Raw genomic sequence first — 17,599 nt, 5'->3', positions numbered from 1 at the left:
CGCTGCCGGGCATGTCATCAGGGTTATTGCGCGTCAAGTATCCAGTGCACATAGCTTTGCCACTGGCACTCCTGCACCAGCATTTCTGCCCCCAGCGGATGATTATCCAGCCACTTTTCCGGCAGGTTCAACGTCAGCTTTTCGCCTTCCGCCGTCAGGGTGATGGCGGGCAGCAAGTCGTCACGCCGACGGCTGGCAAAGAGGATCGCCAGACGCAGCAGGCGGCAGAGATGTTCCGCGACGCGCGGTGGTACCGCATTTTGCTGGTGGAGCGAAGAGAGATCGACGGGATTGGTCTGGTTCAACAGCAGCGTGGCTAACAGTTTTTTCTGCGCCGGAGTATAGCCGGGCAGATCGAGATTGCGTACCAGGTAGGCGGCATGCAGTGGCGCCTGTTTGAAATCGACGCTCAGGCCGATCTCGTGCAACTGGCATGCGCTAACCAGCAGTTCGCGGCTGACCGGCTCCAGATGCCACTCGTTATCGACCTGATCGAGGAAACTGACCGCCAGGTTCGCAACCCGATGCGCCTGTTCGATATCCACCATAAACCGGCGCTGAATATTGCGCAGCGTATGGTTACGAATATCCTGATCGACGGCCAAATGCAGCATGCCGTAGACCAGACCTTCCCGTAACGCACCGCCCGCAAGGGTCATGCACTGAATATTCAGTTCGGTGAAGATGGCAATCAGGATCGCCAGCCCGCTGGGAAAAACCAGGGCGCGCTCAAGAGTCAGCCCTTCAATTTCCAGCTCTTCAAGACGGCCACAGTGGATTGCGCGCTGCTTTAACTGCTGCAGTTTCGCCAGCGTGATGCGTTCATCCATCCCCTGTGCCATCATGATTTCCTGTAGCGCCTGGACGGTACCGGACGCGCCAACGCAGACCTTCCAGCCGTGATAACGCAGCTCATCCGCCACCGGGCGCAGCACCTCGCGGGCAGCTTTTTCTGCCTCATCGAAGTTCTCTTGCGCCAGGTTGCGATCGCTAAAGTAGCGCTCAAGCCAGGTGACACAGCCCATTGATAAGCTGTTCAGGGAGGTGGCCTGGGCACCGATACCCGTGACCAGTTCAGTGCTTGCGCCGCCGATATCCACCACCAGACGACGTTCGTCCCCGCCTGTGGTGTGCGCCACGCCCTGATAAATCAGGCGGGCTTCTTCTTCGCCGCTGATCACCTGCACCGGGCAACCGAGGATCGCCTGTGCGGTGGCAATAAACTCACCGGCATTCACTGCCAGACGCAGGGTTGCGGTAGCAACGACACGGATTTGCTGAGGAGGAATGTCCTGCAGACGTTCGGCAAAGAGACGCAGGCATTGCCAGCCGCGCTCTATGGCTTCAGGAGAGAGATGATTATCCGCACTCAGGCCCGCCGCGAGACGGACCTTGCGCTTAATACGCGTTAGCGTCTGTATACTTCCCGCCACCTCGCGTACAACCAGCATATGAAAACTATTCGAACCTAAATCAATAGCTGCATAGAGCGAGGTGGACCGGAGCATAGTTTTTAGCCTGAACGACGACGGTTACGCGGTGCGCTGTTACGGCGCGGGCCATTGCCGGAACGGGCACGCGTCAGGCGCTTCGCTGGCGGCAGTTCGCTTAATAGCGCTTCCGGGTTGTATTTACTCTGCGGAATCGAGTGACCGATATAGGTCTCAATCGCTGGCAGGTTCAGAGCGTACTCTTCACAGGCGAGGCTGATAGAGTGACCGCTGGCGCCCGCACGACCGGTACGACCGATACGGTGAACGTAATCTTCGCAATCATCCGGCAGGTCGTAGTTAAAGACATGGGTCACTGCCGGGATGTGCAGGCCGCGTGCCGCCACGTCCGTCGCCACCAGAATATCCAGGTCGCCACGGGTAAATTCTTCAAGGATGCGCAGGCGTTTTTTCTGCGCGACGTCGCCGGTCAACAGACCTACACGATGTCCATCCGCAGCCAGGTGGCCCCAGATATCTTCACAGCGGTGTTTGGTGTTGGCGAACACGATAGCGCGATCTGGCCACTCTTCTTCGATCAGCGTTTGCAGTAAACGCATCTTTTCTTCGTTCGACGGATAGAAGAGTTCTTCTTTAATACGGTGGCCGGTTTTCTGTTCCGGTTCCACTTCGACGTATTCGGCGTTGTTCATCTGTTCGAACGCCAGTTCACGGACGCGATACGACAGCGTTGCCGAGAACAGCATGTTCAGACGCTGGTTAGCGGCAGGCATGCGACGGAACAGCCAGCGGATATCTTTAATAAAGCCGAGATCGTACATGCGATCGGCTTCATCCAGCACCACAACCTGGATAGCGCTGAGGTTGATGTGGTTCTGTTTAGCGTAATCAATCAGACGGCCGGTGGTGCCGATCAGAATATCGACGCCGCTTTCCAGCACTTTCAGCTGTTTGTCATAACCGTCACCGCCGTAGGCCAGGCCGAGTTTCAGGCCGGTGGACTGTGCCAGTGGCTCTGCGTCAGCGTGGATCTGTACCGCCAGTTCTCGCGTCGGGGCCATAATCAGCGCGCGCGGCTGGTTAACTTTGCGGTCAGCAATTGCCGGGTGAGAAAGTAAATAATGAAACGTTGACGTTAAAAACGCCATCGTTTTGCCAGTACCGGTTTGCGCCTGCCCTGCAACATCGCGACCTGCCAGCGTTAGCGGGAGGGCGAGAGCCTGAATAGGCGTGCAGTTATGAAACCCTTTATTTTCAAGGGCTTCGATGACTTTTGGGTGCAGGGCGAAGTCGGAAAACTTCTGTTCTGTTAAATGTGTTTTGCTCATAGTGTGGTAGAATATCAGCTTACTATTGCTTTACGAAAGCGTATCCGGTGAAATAAAGTCAACCTTTAGTTGGTTAATGCTACATCAACAGGTCGTTGATGGAAGCGAGATCAACGCGCCAGGCTTATTCCTGTGGAGTTATATATGAGCGATAAAATTATTCACCTGACTGACGACAGTTTTGACACGGACGTACTAAAAGCTGACGGGCTGATCCTCGTCGATTTCTGGGCTGAATGGTGCGGTCCTTGCAAAATGATCGCCCCGATTCTGGATGAGATCGCTGACGAATATCAGGGCAAACTGACCGTTGCTAAACTGAACATCGACCAGAACCCGGGCACCGCGCCTAAGTATGGCATTCGCGGTATCCCAACTCTGCTGCTGTTCAAAAACGGTGAAGTTGCGGCGACCAAAGTGGGCGCACTGTCCAAAGGTCAGCTGAAAGAGTTCCTGGACGCCAACCTGGCGTAAGGTTCTCGTCTGAGCGTCCAGAGTTTCTAAATTGTTTGGATCTCTGGACGCCCGGCTTGAGTCATGCTAAGTTACCTATGACTTCGTTTTAAACATACCTTGTTGTTTGAATCTTGTTTTACCCGATACTTCCCGTTGTTTCCTTTAAACAGTGCGTGAAGTGGATAGATTCCGGGCTTGTCACTCAATCCGTCTTGTCGTTTCAGTTCTGTGCTTTCCCTGTGACCAGACAGCGAACAGACATGAGTCGATGGCCGCTAACAGGCATGGATGACCCTGCCATACCATTCACAAATTAAGTTCGAGTATCACCCCGAGTTTAAGAACCCACACCATTATGAATCTTACCGAATTAAAGAATACGCCGGTTTCTGAGCTGATCACTCTCGGCGAAAATATGGGACTGGAAAACCAGGCTCGTATGCGCAAGCAGGACATCATTTTTGCCATCCTGAAGCAGCACGCAAAGAGTGGCGAAGATATCTTTGGCGACGGTGTGCTGGAGATATTGCAGGACGGATTTGGTTTCCTCCGCTCTGCAGACAGCTCCTACCTCGCCGGTCCTGATGATATCTACGTTTCCCCCAGCCAAATCCGCCGTTTCAACCTCCGCACTGGTGACACCATTTCAGGTAAGATTCGTCCTCCTAAAGAGGGTGAACGCTACTTTGCGCTGTTGAAAGTTAACGAAGTTAACTACGACAAACCAGAAAACTCGCGCAATAAGATCCTGTTTGAAAACTTAACGCCGCTGCACGCGAACTCGCGTCTGCGCATGGAGCGTGGTAACGGTTCTACCGAAGACTTAACCGCTCGCGTTCTGGATCTGGCGTCTCCGATTGGTCGTGGCCAGCGTGGTCTGATTGTGGCACCGCCAAAAGCGGGTAAAACCATGCTGCTGCAGAATATCGCGCAGAGCATCGCTTACAACCACCCAGACTGTGTGCTGATGGTGCTGCTGATTGACGAACGTCCAGAAGAAGTAACCGAGATGCAGCGTCTGGTGAAAGGTGAAGTTGTGGCTTCTACCTTCGACGAACCAGCATCCCGTCACGTTCAGGTTGCGGAAATGGTTATCGAGAAGGCGAAGCGTCTGGTTGAGCATAAAAAAGACGTTATCATCCTGCTCGACTCCATCACTCGTCTGGCGCGTGCTTACAACACCGTGGTTCCGGCTTCTGGTAAAGTGCTGACCGGTGGTGTGGATGCCAACGCCCTGCACCGTCCGAAGCGCTTCTTCGGTGCTGCGCGTAACGTGGAAGAGGGCGGTAGCCTGACCATCATCGCAACGGCGCTGATCGATACCGGCTCGAAGATGGATGAAGTTATCTACGAAGAGTTTAAAGGTACAGGCAACATGGAACTGCACCTGTCTCGTAAGATTGCAGAAAAACGTGTCTTCCCGGCGATCGACTACAACCGTTCCGGTACCCGTAAAGAAGAGCTGCTCACCACTCAGGAAGAGCTGCAGAAAATGTGGATCCTGCGCAAAATTATCCATCCAATGGGTGAAATCGACGCAATGGAATTCCTCATTAACAAACTGGCGATGACCAAAACTAACGACGATTTCTTCGATATGATGAAGCGCTCGTAAAGTAAATAAACCGCCGAAACGCCACGTTTTTACGTGGCGTTTTTCTTTTCTGACTTATACGCTGTTACAGTGCGCTGTAGAATTATTCTGCGAGAGACGAAAATCGGAATGTTCGTCAAAGCAGAAAATTAATTGTTTGAAAAATAAACAAAGGGACTTGGGCGAGGCCTGCTTTTTCCTTCTGAAGCCGAGCCTTCAAGGTTATACTTCCGGGATTAACATTTGTTGAGAGTATCCATAGTGAATCTACTCACCGCGGTGACTGAGCTAATCAGTATTTTTCTTTTCACCACCTGCTTTTTATTTCTCGCCCGTAAGGCGGCAAAAAGAGTCGGTTTGGTGGATAAGCCCAATTATCGTAAACGCCATCAAGGCTTGATTCCGCTGGTTGGCGGAATCTCTGTTTATGCGGGCATCTGCTTCACCTTCAGTATTGCGGATTACTATATCCCGCATGCGGCGCTCTATTTGTCGTGTGCCGGTGTGCTGGTACTGGTGGGGGCGCTGGACGACAGGTTTGATATCAGCGTGAAATTTCGCGCTGCGGTTCAGGCGGCTATCGGCGTCATCATGATGGTTGTCGGCAAACTCTATCTCAGTAGCCTGGGCTACATCTTCGGAACCTGGGAGATGGTGTTAGGGCCGTTCGGCTACTTCCTGACGCTGTTTGCGGTGTGGGCGGCGATTAACGCCTTTAACATGGTGGATGGCATTGACGGCCTGTTGGGTGGTCTCTCCAGCGTGTCGTTTGCCGCGATCGGCATCATCCTGTGGTTCGACGGACAATACAGCCTGTCGATGTGGTGTTTTGCGATGATTGCCGCCATTCTGCCTTATATCTGCCTGAACCTGGGCGTGCTGGGGCGCCGCTATAAAGTCTTTATGGGCGATGCCGGGAGTACGCTGATTGGTTTTACCGTCATCTGGATCCTGCTGGAAACCACCCAGGGGAATACCCACCCGATCAGCCCGGTGACGGCGCTGTGGATTATTGCCATCCCGCTGATGGATATGGTGGCGATTATGTACCGTCGCCTGCGTAAAGGGATGAGTCCGTTCTCGCCAGACCGTCAACATATTCACCATCTCATTATGCGTGCCGGCTTCACCTCACGTCAGGCCTTTGTCTTAATTACGCTGGCCGCTGCGCTGCTGGCAGGTATTGGTGTCGCCGCAGAATATGCTCATTTCATTCCTGAATGGGTAATGTTGGTATTATTCTTGCTAGCATTTTTCCTGTACGGCTATTGTATTAAGCGCGCATGGAAAGTGGCGCGATTTATTAAACGCGTGAAACGTCGTATGCGTCGAAATAATGGCAATAACCCAACTTTAACCAAGTAAATCGGGACTGTAATGACTCAACCGTTGGCGGGAGCAAAATCAGTGGTAACTGAGAATGAGCTGGATGTTCGTGGCTTGTTCCGCGTGTTATGGGCGGGCAAGTTTTGGATTGCAGGAATTGCGCTGGGCTTTGCACTTATCGCCCTGGCTTATACTTTTTTCGCCAGACAAGAGTGGAGCGCGACGGCGATTACTGACCGTCCGACGGTAAACATGCTGGGGGGATTCTACTCCCAGCAACAGTTTTTGCGTAACCTGGATGTGAAAGCGAATCCCGCCTCCGCCGACCAGCCGTCAGTGATGGACGAATCGTACAAAGAGTTCATCATGCAGCTGGCTTCCTGGGATACACGTCGTGATTTCTGGAACCAGACCGACTATTACAAACAGCGTATGGTGGGTAACAGCAAGGCAGATGCCGCCCTGCTGGATGAGCTGATCAACAATATCCAGTTTATGGCGGGCGATCCGCTGCGCAACATCAACGACAGCGTCAAACTGATCGCGGAAACCGCGCCGGATGCCAATAACCTGCTGCGTCAGTACGTTGCTTTCGCCAGCCAGCGTGCGGCAAGTCATCTGAATGATGAACTGAAAGGGGCCTGGGCGGCGCGTACCGTACAGATGAAAGCGCAGGTCAAACGTCAGGAAGAGGTCGCGAAAGCGATCTTCAACCGCCGGGTTCATAATATTGAACAGGCGCTGAAGATTGCGGAGAAGAGCAACATCTCCCGCAGCGAAACTGACGTACCCATAGACGAACTGCCGGACTCTGAAATGTTCCTGCTGGGTCGCCCGATGCTGCAGGCGCGTCTGGAAAACCTGCAAGCCGTGGGGCCAGATGTAGACCTCGACTACGACCAAAATCGCGCCATGCTAACAACCCTCAACGTCGGTCCGACACTGGATCCACGTTTTCAGACCTATCGTTATTTGCGAACTCCTGAAGAACCTGTAAAACGCGATAGTCCACGTCGCGCATTCCTGATGATTATGTGGGGGATTGTGGGTGCTTTGATTGGCGCTGGCGTGGCATTAACCCGTCGTCGCAAAAATTAAGAACGCCATCTACGATGAAGGCCTGTGGCCTTCATCGCCTAATCGAAGAGAATCGATGTGAAAGTACTAACCGTCTTTGGTACGAGGCCGGAAGCCATCAAGATGGCGCCTCTGGTACACGCGCTGGCAAACGACCCTTATTTCGAGGCGAAAGTTTGCGTTACCGCCCAGCATCGGGAGATGTTGGATCAGGTCCTTAACCTCTTTTCTATTGTTCCCGATTACGACCTCAATATTATGAAGCCGGGGCAAGGATTAACTGAAATTACCTGTCGTATTCTGGAAGGGTTAAAACCTATTCTGGAGTCGTTCATGCCTGATGTCGTACTGGTACACGGCGATACCACCACCACCATCGCCACCAGTCTGGCGGCGTTCTATCAGCGTATTCCTGTGGGGCATGTCGAAGCCGGATTGCGTACCGGCGATCTCTCTTCCCCGTGGCCTGAAGAGGCAAACCGTACCCTGACCGGGCATCTGGCGATGTACCACTTCGCGCCGACGGAGAACTCCCGTCAAAACCTGCTGCGCGAGAACGTTAACGACCAGCATATCTTTGTCACCGGCAACACGGTGATCGACGCCCTTATCTGGGTGCGCGATCGGGTACTGACCAGCGATACCCTGCGTGGGGAACTGGCCGAGCGGTATCCCTTCCTGGCCAATGGCAAAAAGATGATTCTGGTCACCGGCCACCGTCGGGAAAGTTTTGGTCAGGGCTTCGAGCAAATCTGCCACGCGCTGGCAGAAATCGCCGCCCTGAATGAAGATGTGCAGATTGTCTATCCGGTACACCTGAACCCGAACGTCAGTGAGCCGGTCAACCGCATCCTGGGCCATGTCGAAAACGTCATCCTGATTGAGCCGCAGGACTATCTGCCTTTCGTCTGGCTGATGAATCACGCCTGGCTGATCCTGACGGACTCTGGCGGCATTCAGGAAGAGGCGCCTTCCCTGGGCAAACCGGTGCTGGTGATGCGTGAAACCACCGAACGCCCGGAAGCGGTTAAAGCCGGAACGGTGCGGCTGGTGGGCACCGATTCGCGCGCCATCGTGGAAGAGGTGACGCGCCTGCTGCACGACGATAAAGAGTATCAGGCCATGAGCCGCGCCCATAATCCGTATGGTGATGGCCAGGCCTGTGACCGTATTTTGTACGCACTCAAACACAATCGGGTATCGCTATGAGTTTTACGACCATTTCTGTCATTGGGCTTGGCTACATTGGGCTGCCAACGGCGGCGGCATTCGCCTCCCGTCAAAAACAGGTAGTGGGTGTGGATATCAACCAGCATGCGGTTGCCACCATCAACAAGGGTGAAATCCACATTGTGGAGCCGGATCTCGACAAGGTGGTAAAAACCGCCGTTGAGGGAGGATACCTGAAAGCGAGCACCACACCGGTGCCCGCCGATGCCTATCTGATTGCCGTGCCTACGCCGTTCAAAGGCGAGCATGAGCCGGATATGGTGTATGTCGAAGCGGCTGCAAAATCCATTGCCCCGGTGCTGAAAAAAGGCGCGCTGGTGATCCTGGAGTCAACCTCTCCGGTGGGTGCCACCGAGCAGATGGCACAGTGGCTGGCCGAAGCGCGCCCGGATCTCACCTTTCCGCAGCAGGCGGGCGAGCAGGCTGATATTAACGTCGCCTACTGCCCGGAGCGTGTGCTGCCAGGACAGGTGATGGTCGAGCTGATTAAAAACGACCGTGTGATTGGTGGCATGACGCCTGTCTGTTCTACCCGTGCCAGTGAGCTGTATAACATCTTCCTGGAAGGCGAGTGCGTCGTGACTAACTCCCGTACCGCCGAGATGTGCAAGCTGACGGAAAACAGCTTCCGTGACGTCAACATCGCGTTTGCTAACGAACTGTCGCTCATTTGTGCCGATCAGGGGATTAACGTCTGGGAATTGATTCGCCTGGCGAACCGCCATCCGCGCGTCAATATCCTGCAACCTGGCCCGGGTGTAGGCGGCCACTGCATCGCGGTTGACCCGTGGTTTATCGTGGCGCAGAACCCACAGCAGGCGCGTCTGATCCGTACGGCTCGTGAAGTGAACGACAGCAAACCACACTGGGTACTGAACCAGGTGAAAGCCACGGTGGCTGATTACCTGACGCAGAGCGGCAAGCGGGCAAACGAAGTGACTATCGCCTGTTTTGGTCTTGCCTTTAAGCCGAACATTGACGATCTGCGCGAAAGCCCGGCGATGGAAATTGCTGAGATGATTGCCGACTGGCACAGCGGCGAAACGCAGGTAGTTGAACCTAATATTCATGAGCTGCCGAAAAAGCTGGCCGGTCATTGCACTCTGACATCTGTAGAGGATGCCCTGGCTACCGCCGACGTGCTGGTACTGCTGGTGGATCACAATGCGTTTAAAGCGATTCCGGGCGATGCCGTTCGTCAGGAGTTTATCGTTGATACCAAAGGCGTCTGGCGTTGAGTCAGCTGCGTGGCGCGTTACAACCGCTGGACTGGGAAAGTCAGTTCTTTGCCCTGCCCACGGCCATTGTGCGCCTGTCTGAAGACGCCCCGTTACTGGCGGCCGATGATTTAGCCGCCTGGCAACGCCTGCAGGCCAAAATTCCGGCCACCCGCGCCGACTGGCTGGATGCGCTTCAGCAGCAGGGTTTCAGGCTGGTCGAGGGTGAAGTCGATCTCGCGATCAACGTGACGCAGCACGCCTGCCCTGGAGCGGAAATCGCGACAGAGCAGGATATTCCGGCGCTGCGCCAGCTGGCCGCGCAGGCTTTTGCGCAGAGCCGGTTCCGCGCGCCCTGGTACGCCCCGGACGACAGCGGCCGCTTCTATGCCCAGTGGATCGAAAATGCGGTCAAAGGCAGCTTCGACCATCTCTGCCTGGTGTTTCGTGCGCCGGATAGCACCATCAAGGGATTTGTCTCCCTGCGTAAACTGAATGACACCGACGCGCGTATCGGCCTGCTGGCCGGGCGCGGCATGGGCGAGCAGTTAATGCAGGCGGCGCTGTGCTGGTCCCAACAACAGCAGCTTTCTACTGTGCGGGTGGCGACCCAGATGGGCAACACCGCCGCGCTTAAACGTTATATCGCAAGCGGCGGCAACATCGAAACGACCGCTTACTGGCTATACAGGTGACAAGATGATCCCATTTAATGCGCCTCCTGTGGTGGGCACCGAACTTGATTACATGCAGTCTGCGATGGGCAGCGGCAAACTCTGTGGCGATGGCGGCTATACGCGCCGCTGCCAGCAGTGGATGGAGCAGCGTTTTCAAAGCGCGAAGGTCCTGCTGACGCCGTCCTGCACCGCCTCACTGGAGATGGCAGCCCTGCTGCTGGATATCGGTCCTGGCGATGAAGTCATTATGCCAAGCTACACCTTCGTCTCGACCGCTAACGCTTTCGTGCTGCGCGGGGCGAAAATCGTCTTTGTGGATATCCGCCCGGATACCATGAACATCGACGAGACGCTGATTGAAGCGGCCATCACCGATAAAACTCGCGCCATTGTGCCGGTACACTATGCCGGTGTGGCGTGCGAGATGGACACCATCATGGCGATCGCCACAAAACACAACCTGTATGTGGTGGAAGATGCCGCGCAGGGGGTGATGTCAACCTATAAAGGCCGCGCCCTGGGCACCATCGGTCATATTGGCTGCTTTAGCTTCCACGAAACCAAAAACTACACCGCAGGCGGTGAAGGCGGCGCGACCCTGATTAACGATCGCGCCCTGGTGGAGCGCGCGGAGATCATCCGCGAGAAAGGCACCAACCGTAGCCAGTTCTTCCGCGGGCAGGTAGATAAATATACCTGGCGTGATATCGGCTCCAGCTACCTGATGGCGGATCTGCAGGCGGCGTACCTGTGGGCGCAACTGGAAGCGGCAGATCGCATTAACCAGCAGCGTCTGGCCCTGTGGCAGACCTATTACGATGCGTTGGCCCCGTTGGCGCGCAAAGGCCGTATCGAGCTGCCGACCATCCCGGCAGAGTGCGTGCATAACGCGCATATGTTCTACATCAAGCTGCGGGATAACGACGATCGCGGCGAGCTTATCGCGTACCTGAAAGAGGCTGAGATCCTGGCGGTGTTCCACTACATTCCGCTGCACTCCAGCCCGGCAGGGGAAGCCTTTGGCCAGTTCGTCGGCGAAGACCGTTTCACCACCAAAGAAAGTGAGCGGTTACTCCGCTTACCGCTGTTCTACAACCTCGCTGCGGTCAACCAGCGCACGGTGATTAATACCCTTCTGAGTTATTTCGGCTGATATGTCTCTGGCGAAAGCATCGGTGTGGACCGCCGCGTCCACACTCGTCAAGATCGGCGCGGGGCTGCTGGTCGTCAAACTGCTGGCGGTCTCATTTGGTCCGGCGGGCGTCGGGCAGGCGGGTAACTTCCGTCAGCTCGTTACCGTGCTGGGCGTGCTGGCCGGGGCGGGCATCTTCAACGGCGTCACCAAATATGTTGCGCAATATCATGATGATAAGGCGCAATTACGCACGGTAGTCGGAACCTCATCAGCGATGGTGCTGGGTTTTTCCACCTTGCTGGCGATTATCTTTTTACTGGCAGCCGCCCCCATCAGTCAGGGGCTGTTTGGTCACACCGGCTATCAGGGCCTGGTGCGGCTGGTCGCATTGGTGCAGATGGGTATCGCCTGGGCAAACCTGCTGCTGGCGCTGATGAAGGGCTTTCGCGATGCCGCCGGCAATGCGCTGGCGCTGATCGTCGGCAGCGTGATTGGGGTGATGGCCTATTACGCCTGCTACCGTCTCGGCGGCTATGAAGGCGCGCTGCTGGGGCTGGCGTTGGTGCCTGCGCTGGTGGTGATCCCGGCGGCGGGAATGCTGATGCGCAGAGGCACGATTCCGCTGCACTACCTCAAGCCAAAATGGGACACGCTCCTCGCGGGACAACTGGGCAAATTCACCCTGATGGCGCTGATCACCTCCGTCACCCTGCCGGTGGCTTATGTGATGATGCGAAACCTGCTGGCAGCCCACTACAGCTGGGATGAGGTGGGGATCTGGCAAGGGGTCAGCAGCATCTCGGACGCCTACCTGCAATTTATTACCGCCTCCTTTAGCGTCTACCTGTTGCCCACGCTCTCAAGGCTCACCGGCCGACAAGAGATCACCCGCGAGATACTCCGTTCCCTGCGCTTCGTTTTACCGGCAGTGGCGGTGGCCAGCTTTACCGTCTGGCTGCTGCGTGATGTCGCCATCTGGCTGCTGTTCTCTGACAAATTTACCGCGATGCGCGATTTGTTCGCCTGGCAACTGGTAGGCGATGTACTGAAAGTAGGCGCTTACGTCTTCGGCTATCTGGTGATCGCCAAAGCATCGCTGCGGCTCTATATTCTCGCGGAAATCAGCCAGTTCACGTTGCTGACGGCGTTCTCGCACTGGCTTATCCCGTCGCACGGCGCGCTGGGGGCGGCCCAGGCCTATATGGCTACCTACATTGTCTATTTTGCTGCCTGTTGCGGCGTCTTTTTACTTTGGCATAAACGCGCATGACTGCACTGATTCACGTCCTGGGATCGGATATCCCACACCATAACCAGACCGTACTGCGGATCTTTAATGATGAGCTGGCACCCGGCAGCGCCCTGGCGCGCGAATTTATGGTGGTGGGTAAAGATACCGGCCTGAGCGCCGCCTGCCCGGCACTGAACCTTACCTTCTGGCCGGACAAAGCTTCGCTTGCCAAAGCGGTGATCGCCAGAGCAAAAGCGAACCGCCAGCAGCGCTTCTTTTTCCACGGGCAGTTCAATACCGGCCTCTGGCTGGCGCTGCTGAGCGGGGGCATCAAGCCTGCGCAGTTCAACTGGCATATCTGGGGCGCCGACCTGTATGAAGTGTCTCAGGGCTGGAAGTTCCGTCTGTTCTACCCGCTGCGCCGCATGGCTCAGGGGCGCGTAGGGTGTATTTTTGCCACCCGCGGCGATCTGAACTATTTCGCCCAACGTCATCCGAATGTTCGCGGGGAGTTGCTCTATTTTCCTACCCGCATGGACCCCGCGCTGAACGGTTTAGCCAGGGACGTGAAACGCGAGGGTAAGCTGACGATTCTGGTGGGTAACTCCGGGGATCGCAGTAATGAGCATATTGCGGCCCTGAAGGCGGTGCATCAGCAATTTGGCGATACGGTTAACGTGATTGTGCCCATGGGCTATCCTGCTAATAACGCGGCGTATATTGATGAAGTCCGTCAGAGCGGGCTGGCGCTGTTCAGCCCGGCTAACCTGCAGATCCTCAGCGATAAGCTGGCCTTTGACGACTATCTCGCTTTGCTGCGCCAGTGCGATCTGGGCTACTTCATCTTCGCGCGCCAGCAGGGGATTGGTACGCTGTGTCTGCTGATCCAGGCGGGCGTGCCCTGCGTGCTCAATCGCGACAACCCGTTCTGGCAGGATATGGCGGAGCAGCACATTCCGGTGCTGTTCACCACTGATGATCTTAACGAAGAGATCGTGCGTGAAGCACAGCGACAGCTGACGCAGGTGGACAAAAACGCCATCGACTTCTTCAGCCCGAACTACCTCACGCCGTGGCACCAGGCGCTGCGGATCGCCTCAGGGGAGAAAGCATGAGCCAGTTGCAATTTAGCGGACTGTTGGTCATCTGGCTTCTGAGCGCGCTGTTTATTGCCACCCTGACCTGGTTCGAGTTCCGGCGGGTGCGCTTTAACTTCAACGTCTTCTTCTCGCTGCTATTTCTGCTTACCTTTTACTTTGGCTTCCCGCTCACCAGCATGCTGGTGTTCCGCTTCGATGTGGCCGTTGTGCCGCCGGAGATCCTGATGCAGGCGCTGCTGTCGGCCACCTGCTTCTATGGGGTGTACTACGTCGCCTATAAGACGCGGCTAAGGCCCGCCCGCCCTGACGTTGAGCGACGGCCGCTGTTTACCATGAACCGGGTTGAGACCCACCTGACCTGGGTGATGTTGATGGGGATTGCGCTTGTCACCGTCGGTATCTTCTTCATGCATAACGGCTTTTTGCTGTTTAAGCTGCACTCCTACAGCCAGATCTTCTCCAGTGAAGTCTCCGGGGTGGCGCTTAAGCGCTTCTTCTACTTCTTTATTCCGGCGATGCTGGTCATCTATTTCCTGCGCCAGGACGCCCGGGCGTGGCTGTTTTTCCTCGTCAGTACCGTGGCCTTTGGCCTGCTGACCTACATGATTGTCGGCGGTACGCGCGCGAACATCATCATTGCCTTCGCCATCTTCCTGTTTATCGGCATCATTCGCGGCTGGATCTCATTATGGATGCTGGCTGCTGCGGGCGTGATGGGGATTGTGGGTATGTTCTGGCTGGCGCTGAAGCGCTATGGCATGGACGTCAGCGGCGATGAGGCGTTTTACACCTTCCTGTACCTTACCCGCGACACTTTCTCGCCGTGGGAAAACCTCGCTCTGCTGCTGCAAAACTACGACAAAATCGACTTCCAGGGGCTGGCGCCCATCGTGCGCGATTTTTATGTCTTTATCCCCACCTGGCTATGGCCGGACAGGCCGGGCGTGGTCCTGAACACCGCCAACTACTTTACCTGGGAGGTGCTGAACAACCACTCCGGGCTGGCGATTTCACCGACGCTGATCGGCTCGCTGGTGGTGATGGGCGGCGGCTGGTTCATCCTGCCGGGGGCGATCGCCGTTGGGCTGATTATCAAATGGTTCGACTGGCTCTATACGCTGGGCAATCAGGAGACCAATCGCTATAAGGCAGCGATTTTGCATAGTTTCTGTTTCGGTGCCATTTTCAATATGATCGTGCTGGCGCGAGAGGGGCTGGATTCATTCGTCTCGCGCGTGGTCTTTTTCATGATGGTTTTTGGCGCCTGTCTGCTGATGGCGAAGCTGCTGTACTGGTTGTTCGACACCGCCGGGTTAGTGCGCAAGCGTGAACCGGCAAGCGGCAGGACGCTTTCGCGAGTCTGAGTAAGGATAATAATGACTGACAATACCTCTGCGCCGCAGTATGACCTGCGGGGCCTGAAGCTGATCGGCTGGCGTGATATGCAACATGCCCTGGACTATCTCTGCGCGGGAAATGAGATAAGGACCGGCACGCTGGTGGCCATCAATGCAGAAAAAATGCTTACCATTGAGGATAACGCTCAGGTCCGGGAACTGATTGAGGCGGCAGAATTTAAATATGCTGATGGGATCAGCGTGGTGCGTTCGGTACGCAAGAAATACCCGGATGCGAACGTCTCCCGTGTGGCAGGAGCCGACCTCTGGGAAGCGCTGATGGCGCGGGCGGGGGCAGACGGTACGCCGGTCTTCCTTATCGGCGGCAAACCGGAGATTCTGGCGCAAACCGAGCAGAAGCTACGTGCCCAATGGCAGGTGAATATCGTCGGTAGCCAGAACGGTTATTTCAACGCAGATGAGCAGCAGGCGCTGTTTGCCCGCATTCGTGACAGCGGGGCGAAGATTGTCACCGTGGCGATGGGTTCCCCGCGCCAGGAGATCCTGATGCGCGACTGCCGTCAGGTATACCCGGACGCGCTCTATATGGGTGTTGGCGGCACCTATGACGTCTTCACCGGCCATGTGAAGCGGGCGCCAAAGGCCTGGCAGACCCTCGGCCTGGAGTGGCTGTACCGCTTGTTATCACAGCCCAGCCGCATCCGCCGCCAGTTGCGTCTGCTGCGTTATCTCGCCTGGCACCATTCCGGTCGGCTTTAAGAGCTTATTTGCAGCGCGATCTGTTGTTCGCGCTGCAACCTGCCAGCAAACCTGCTGCTTTTCTGTGCAATACATTCATTTTTTTAACGCATCGTTTGCCATTTCACAAAATTTAAGAAACCATTCCTCCCCTCATTACTGTACCAGGCTGTTTTTGCATCAACCGTTAACATAAACGGTCCATAACGCACAGCCCGTGATAGCACATCTGTACCTATAACAATAACCGGCTCAGGCCGGGAGAGTCGCAAGCACAACCGAGGATTTATGGCAGAGAAAAAACCGGAGCTTCAGCGTGGACTGGAAGCTCGTCATATAGAACTTATCGCCCTGGGCGGGACGATTGGTGTGGGCCTGTTTATGGGGTCTGCCAGTACGCTGAAATGGGCAGGGCCGTCGGTTCTGCTGGCATATATTGTCGCCGGACTGTTCGTCTTCTTTATCATGCGCTCAATGGGCGAAATGCTGTTCCTTGAACCGGTTGCCGGTTCATTCGCCGTCTACGCGCACCGCTATATGAGTCCATTCTTTGGCTATCTCACGGCCTGGTCGTACTGGTTTATGTGGATGGCGGTAGGGATATCGGAGATCACCGCTATCGGGGTCTACGTGCAGTTCTGGTTCCCGGAGATGGCGCAATGGATACCCGCCCTGATCGCCGTGGGGCTGGTGGCGCTGGCTAACCTCGCGGCTGTGCGTCTGTACGGCGAAATCGAATTCTGGTTCGCGATGATTAAAGTCACCACCATCATTGTGATGATCGTTATCGGGGTAGGGGTCATCTTCTTTGGCCTGGGCAACGGTGGGCAGGCGATTGGCTTTAGTAACCTGACCGAGCACGGCGGGTTCTTTGCTGGTGGCTGGAAGGGCTTCCTGACGGCGCTCTGTATCGTGGTGGCGTCCTATCAGGGTGTGGAGCTTATCGGTATCACCGCAGGCGAAGCCAAAAACCCGCAGGTGACCCTGCGTAGCGCGGTTGGCAAAGTGCTGTGGCGTATTCTGATTTTCTACGTGGGCGCGATTTTTGTCATTGTCACCATCTTCCCGTGGAATGAGATTGGCACCACCGGCAGCCCGTTTGTGCTGACCTTTGCCAAAATCGGTATTACCGCGGCGGCAGGCATTATCAACTTTGTGGTACTGACGGCGGCGCTGTCCGGCTGTAACAGCGGCATGTACAGCTGCGGGCGTATGCTTTATGCCCTGGCGAAGAACCGTCAGCTTCCTGCGGTGGTGGGGAAAGTCTCCCGCGCCGGTGTGCCAGTGGCGGGTGTGGCTATCTCGATTGCCATTCTGCTGGTGGGTTCCTGCCTGAACTACATCATTCCGAACCCGCAGCGTGTCTTTGTCTATGTGTACAGCGCCAGCGTTCTGCCAGGTATGGTGCCATGGTTTGTGATTCTGATTAGCCAGCTGCGCTTCCGTCAGGCACATAAAAAAGCGATCGCCAGCCATCCGTTCCGCTCCATTCTGTTCCCGTGGGCGAACTATCTGACGATGGCATTCCTGATCTGCGTCCTGGTCGGCATGTACTTCAACGAAGATACCCGCATGTCACTGTATGTCGGGATGATATTTATCGCTGCCGTGAGCCTGGGATATAAGCTTTTTGGCCTGGGTCGACACGTCGAAAGGACAAAAACGCAGTAATATGCGGCAA

Annotated in this window: 15 protein-coding genes; 13 read left to right on the top strand and 2 right to left on the bottom strand. The window is 55.7% G+C overall.

Annotation, left to right across the window (positions count from 1 at the left end):
- Nucleotides 1–23: 23 nt before the first annotated feature.
- Together gppA and rhlB are read right to left on the bottom strand one after the other, a co-directional pair.
- Nucleotides 24–1,508: a guanosine-5'-triphosphate,3'-diphosphate diphosphatase gene (gppA, locus tag ACF8PE_RS16415; protein WP_165718461.1), complete on the bottom strand. Its 1,485-nt coding sequence runs from the start codon at nucleotides 1,506–1,508 to the stop codon at nucleotides 24–26.
- Between the two features lie 5 nt (nucleotides 1,509–1,513).
- The gene (rhlB, locus tag ACF8PE_RS16410; protein WP_032615184.1) at nucleotides 1,514–2,779 is read right to left on the bottom strand and encodes an ATP-dependent RNA helicase RhlB; all 1,266 of its coding nucleotides are present in this window, start codon (nucleotides 2,777–2,779) and stop codon (nucleotides 1,514–1,516) included.
- Between the two features lie 144 nt (nucleotides 2,780–2,923).
- On the opposite strand from rhlB, the gene trxA reads away from it, so the two are divergent.
- The 13 genes from trxA to ACF8PE_RS16345 all read left to right on the top strand — a co-directional run bounded on the left by trxA (nucleotide 2,924) and on the right by ACF8PE_RS16345 (nucleotide 17,589).
- Complete coding sequence (trxA, locus tag ACF8PE_RS16405; protein WP_006179218.1) at nucleotides 2,924–3,253, top strand: thioredoxin TrxA; 330 nt, start codon at nucleotides 2,924–2,926, stop codon at nucleotides 3,251–3,253.
- A gap of 337 nt (nucleotides 3,254–3,590) precedes the next feature.
- On the top strand, nucleotides 3,591–4,850 hold the full coding sequence (gene rho, locus ACF8PE_RS16400) for a transcription termination factor Rho (protein WP_001054528.1): 1,260 nt from the start codon (nucleotides 3,591–3,593) through the stop codon (nucleotides 4,848–4,850).
- Between the two features lie 240 nt (nucleotides 4,851–5,090).
- The gene (gene wecA / locus ACF8PE_RS16395) at nucleotides 5,091–6,194 is read left to right on the top strand and encodes a UDP-N-acetylglucosamine--undecaprenyl-phosphate N-acetylglucosaminephosphotransferase (protein ID WP_032615180.1); all 1,104 of its coding nucleotides are present in this window, start codon (nucleotides 5,091–5,093) and stop codon (nucleotides 6,192–6,194) included.
- 12 nt (nucleotides 6,195–6,206) lie between these two features.
- Nucleotides 6,207–7,253 (top strand): ECA polysaccharide chain length modulation protein, encoded by a 1,047-nt coding sequence (gene wzzE / locus ACF8PE_RS16390; RefSeq protein ID WP_392495074.1) that lies wholly within the window; start codon nucleotides 6,207–6,209, stop codon nucleotides 7,251–7,253.
- A 57-nt stretch (nucleotides 7,254–7,310) separates the two neighbouring features.
- Entirely contained in the window at nucleotides 7,311–8,441 is a 1,131-nt protein-coding gene (gene wecB / locus ACF8PE_RS16385) for a non-hydrolyzing UDP-N-acetylglucosamine 2-epimerase (RefSeq protein WP_032615176.1), read from the top strand.
- Nucleotides 8,438–9,700 carry a UDP-N-acetyl-D-mannosamine dehydrogenase gene (gene wecC / locus ACF8PE_RS16380; protein ID WP_392495073.1) on the top strand — a complete coding sequence of 421 codons (1,263 nt, stop codon included), beginning with the start codon at nucleotides 8,438–8,440 and terminating at the stop codon, nucleotides 9,698–9,700. Before wecB ends, wecC begins: the two co-directional genes overlap by 4 nt.
- Nucleotides 9,697–10,374: a dTDP-4-amino-4,6-dideoxy-D-galactose acyltransferase gene (rffC, locus tag ACF8PE_RS16375; RefSeq protein WP_230431068.1), complete on the top strand. Its 678-nt coding sequence runs from the start codon at nucleotides 9,697–9,699 to the stop codon at nucleotides 10,372–10,374. Before wecC ends, rffC begins: the two co-directional genes overlap by 4 nt.
- Before the next feature lie 4 nt (nucleotides 10,375–10,378).
- Nucleotides 10,379–11,509, top strand: coding sequence for a dTDP-4-amino-4,6-dideoxygalactose transaminase (gene rffA, locus ACF8PE_RS16370; protein ID WP_163604387.1), 1,131 nt, complete (start codon nucleotides 10,379–10,381; stop codon nucleotides 11,507–11,509).
- A gap of 1 nt (nucleotide 11,510) precedes the next feature.
- Nucleotides 11,511–12,761: a lipid III flippase WzxE gene (wzxE, locus tag ACF8PE_RS16365; protein ID WP_164541144.1), complete on the top strand. Its 1,251-nt coding sequence runs from the start codon at nucleotides 11,511–11,513 to the stop codon at nucleotides 12,759–12,761.
- Nucleotides 12,758–13,837: a TDP-N-acetylfucosamine:lipid II N-acetylfucosaminyltransferase gene (locus ACF8PE_RS16360; protein WP_392495072.1), complete on the top strand. Its 1,080-nt coding sequence runs from the start codon at nucleotides 12,758–12,760 to the stop codon at nucleotides 13,835–13,837. The genes wzxE and ACF8PE_RS16360 overlap by 4 nt, the downstream gene beginning before the upstream one ends.
- Complete coding sequence (gene wzyE / locus ACF8PE_RS16355) at nucleotides 13,834–15,186, top strand: ECA oligosaccharide polymerase (protein ID WP_130588091.1); 1,353 nt, start codon at nucleotides 13,834–13,836, stop codon at nucleotides 15,184–15,186. The genes ACF8PE_RS16360 and wzyE overlap by 4 nt, the downstream gene beginning before the upstream one ends.
- A 12-nt stretch (nucleotides 15,187–15,198) precedes the next feature.
- Nucleotides 15,199–15,939, top strand: coding sequence for a lipopolysaccharide N-acetylmannosaminouronosyltransferase (wecG, locus tag ACF8PE_RS16350; RefSeq protein ID WP_144884736.1), 741 nt, complete (start codon nucleotides 15,199–15,201; stop codon nucleotides 15,937–15,939).
- A 267-nt stretch (nucleotides 15,940–16,206) separates the two neighbouring features.
- Nucleotides 16,207–17,589, top strand: a complete 1,383-nt coding sequence (locus tag ACF8PE_RS16345; RefSeq protein ID WP_163604391.1) for an amino acid permease — start codon at nucleotides 16,207–16,209, stop codon at nucleotides 17,587–17,589.
- Nucleotides 17,590–17,599: the final 10 nt, after the last annotated feature.

Source organism: Leclercia sp. GLN_9 (assembly GCF_043105735.1).
GTDB classification, from domain to species: Bacteria; Pseudomonadota; Gammaproteobacteria; order Enterobacterales; family Enterobacteriaceae; genus Enterobacter; species Enterobacter adecarboxylatus.
This window is presented reverse-complemented; position numbering and strand designations above follow the sequence as displayed.

What these genes read in the sequence shown, in the direction of transcription:
- gppA (WP_165718461.1), bottom strand. Translation starts at nt 1,508, where the DNA reads ATGCTCCGGTCCACCTCGCTCTATGCAGCTATTGATTTAGGTTCGAAT.
- rffA (WP_163604387.1), top strand. Translation starts at nt 10,379, where the DNA reads ATGATCCCATTTAATGCGCCTCCTGTGGTGGGCACCGAACTTGATTAC.
- ACF8PE_RS16360 (WP_392495072.1), top strand. Translation starts at nt 12,758, where the DNA reads ATGACTGCACTGATTCACGTCCTGGGATCGGATATCCCACACCATAAC.
- ACF8PE_RS16345 (WP_163604391.1), top strand. Translation starts at nt 16,207, where the DNA reads ATGGCAGAGAAAAAACCGGAGCTTCAGCGTGGACTGGAAGCTCGTCAT.
- rhlB (WP_032615184.1), bottom strand. Translation starts at nt 2,779, where the DNA reads ATGAGCAAAACACATTTAACAGAACAGAAGTTTTCCGACTTCGCCCTG.
- wzxE (WP_164541144.1), top strand. Translation starts at nt 11,511, where the DNA reads ATGTCTCTGGCGAAAGCATCGGTGTGGACCGCCGCGTCCACACTCGTC.
- wecG (WP_144884736.1), top strand. Translation starts at nt 15,199, where the DNA reads ATGACTGACAATACCTCTGCGCCGCAGTATGACCTGCGGGGCCTGAAG.
- wzyE (WP_130588091.1), top strand. Translation starts at nt 13,834, where the DNA reads ATGAGCCAGTTGCAATTTAGCGGACTGTTGGTCATCTGGCTTCTGAGC.
- rho (WP_001054528.1), top strand. Translation starts at nt 3,591, where the DNA reads ATGAATCTTACCGAATTAAAGAATACGCCGGTTTCTGAGCTGATCACT.
- trxA (WP_006179218.1), top strand. Translation starts at nt 2,924, where the DNA reads ATGAGCGATAAAATTATTCACCTGACTGACGACAGTTTTGACACGGAC.
- wecC (WP_392495073.1), top strand. Translation starts at nt 8,438, where the DNA reads ATGAGTTTTACGACCATTTCTGTCATTGGGCTTGGCTACATTGGGCTG.
- wzzE (WP_392495074.1), top strand. Translation starts at nt 6,207, where the DNA reads ATGACTCAACCGTTGGCGGGAGCAAAATCAGTGGTAACTGAGAATGAG.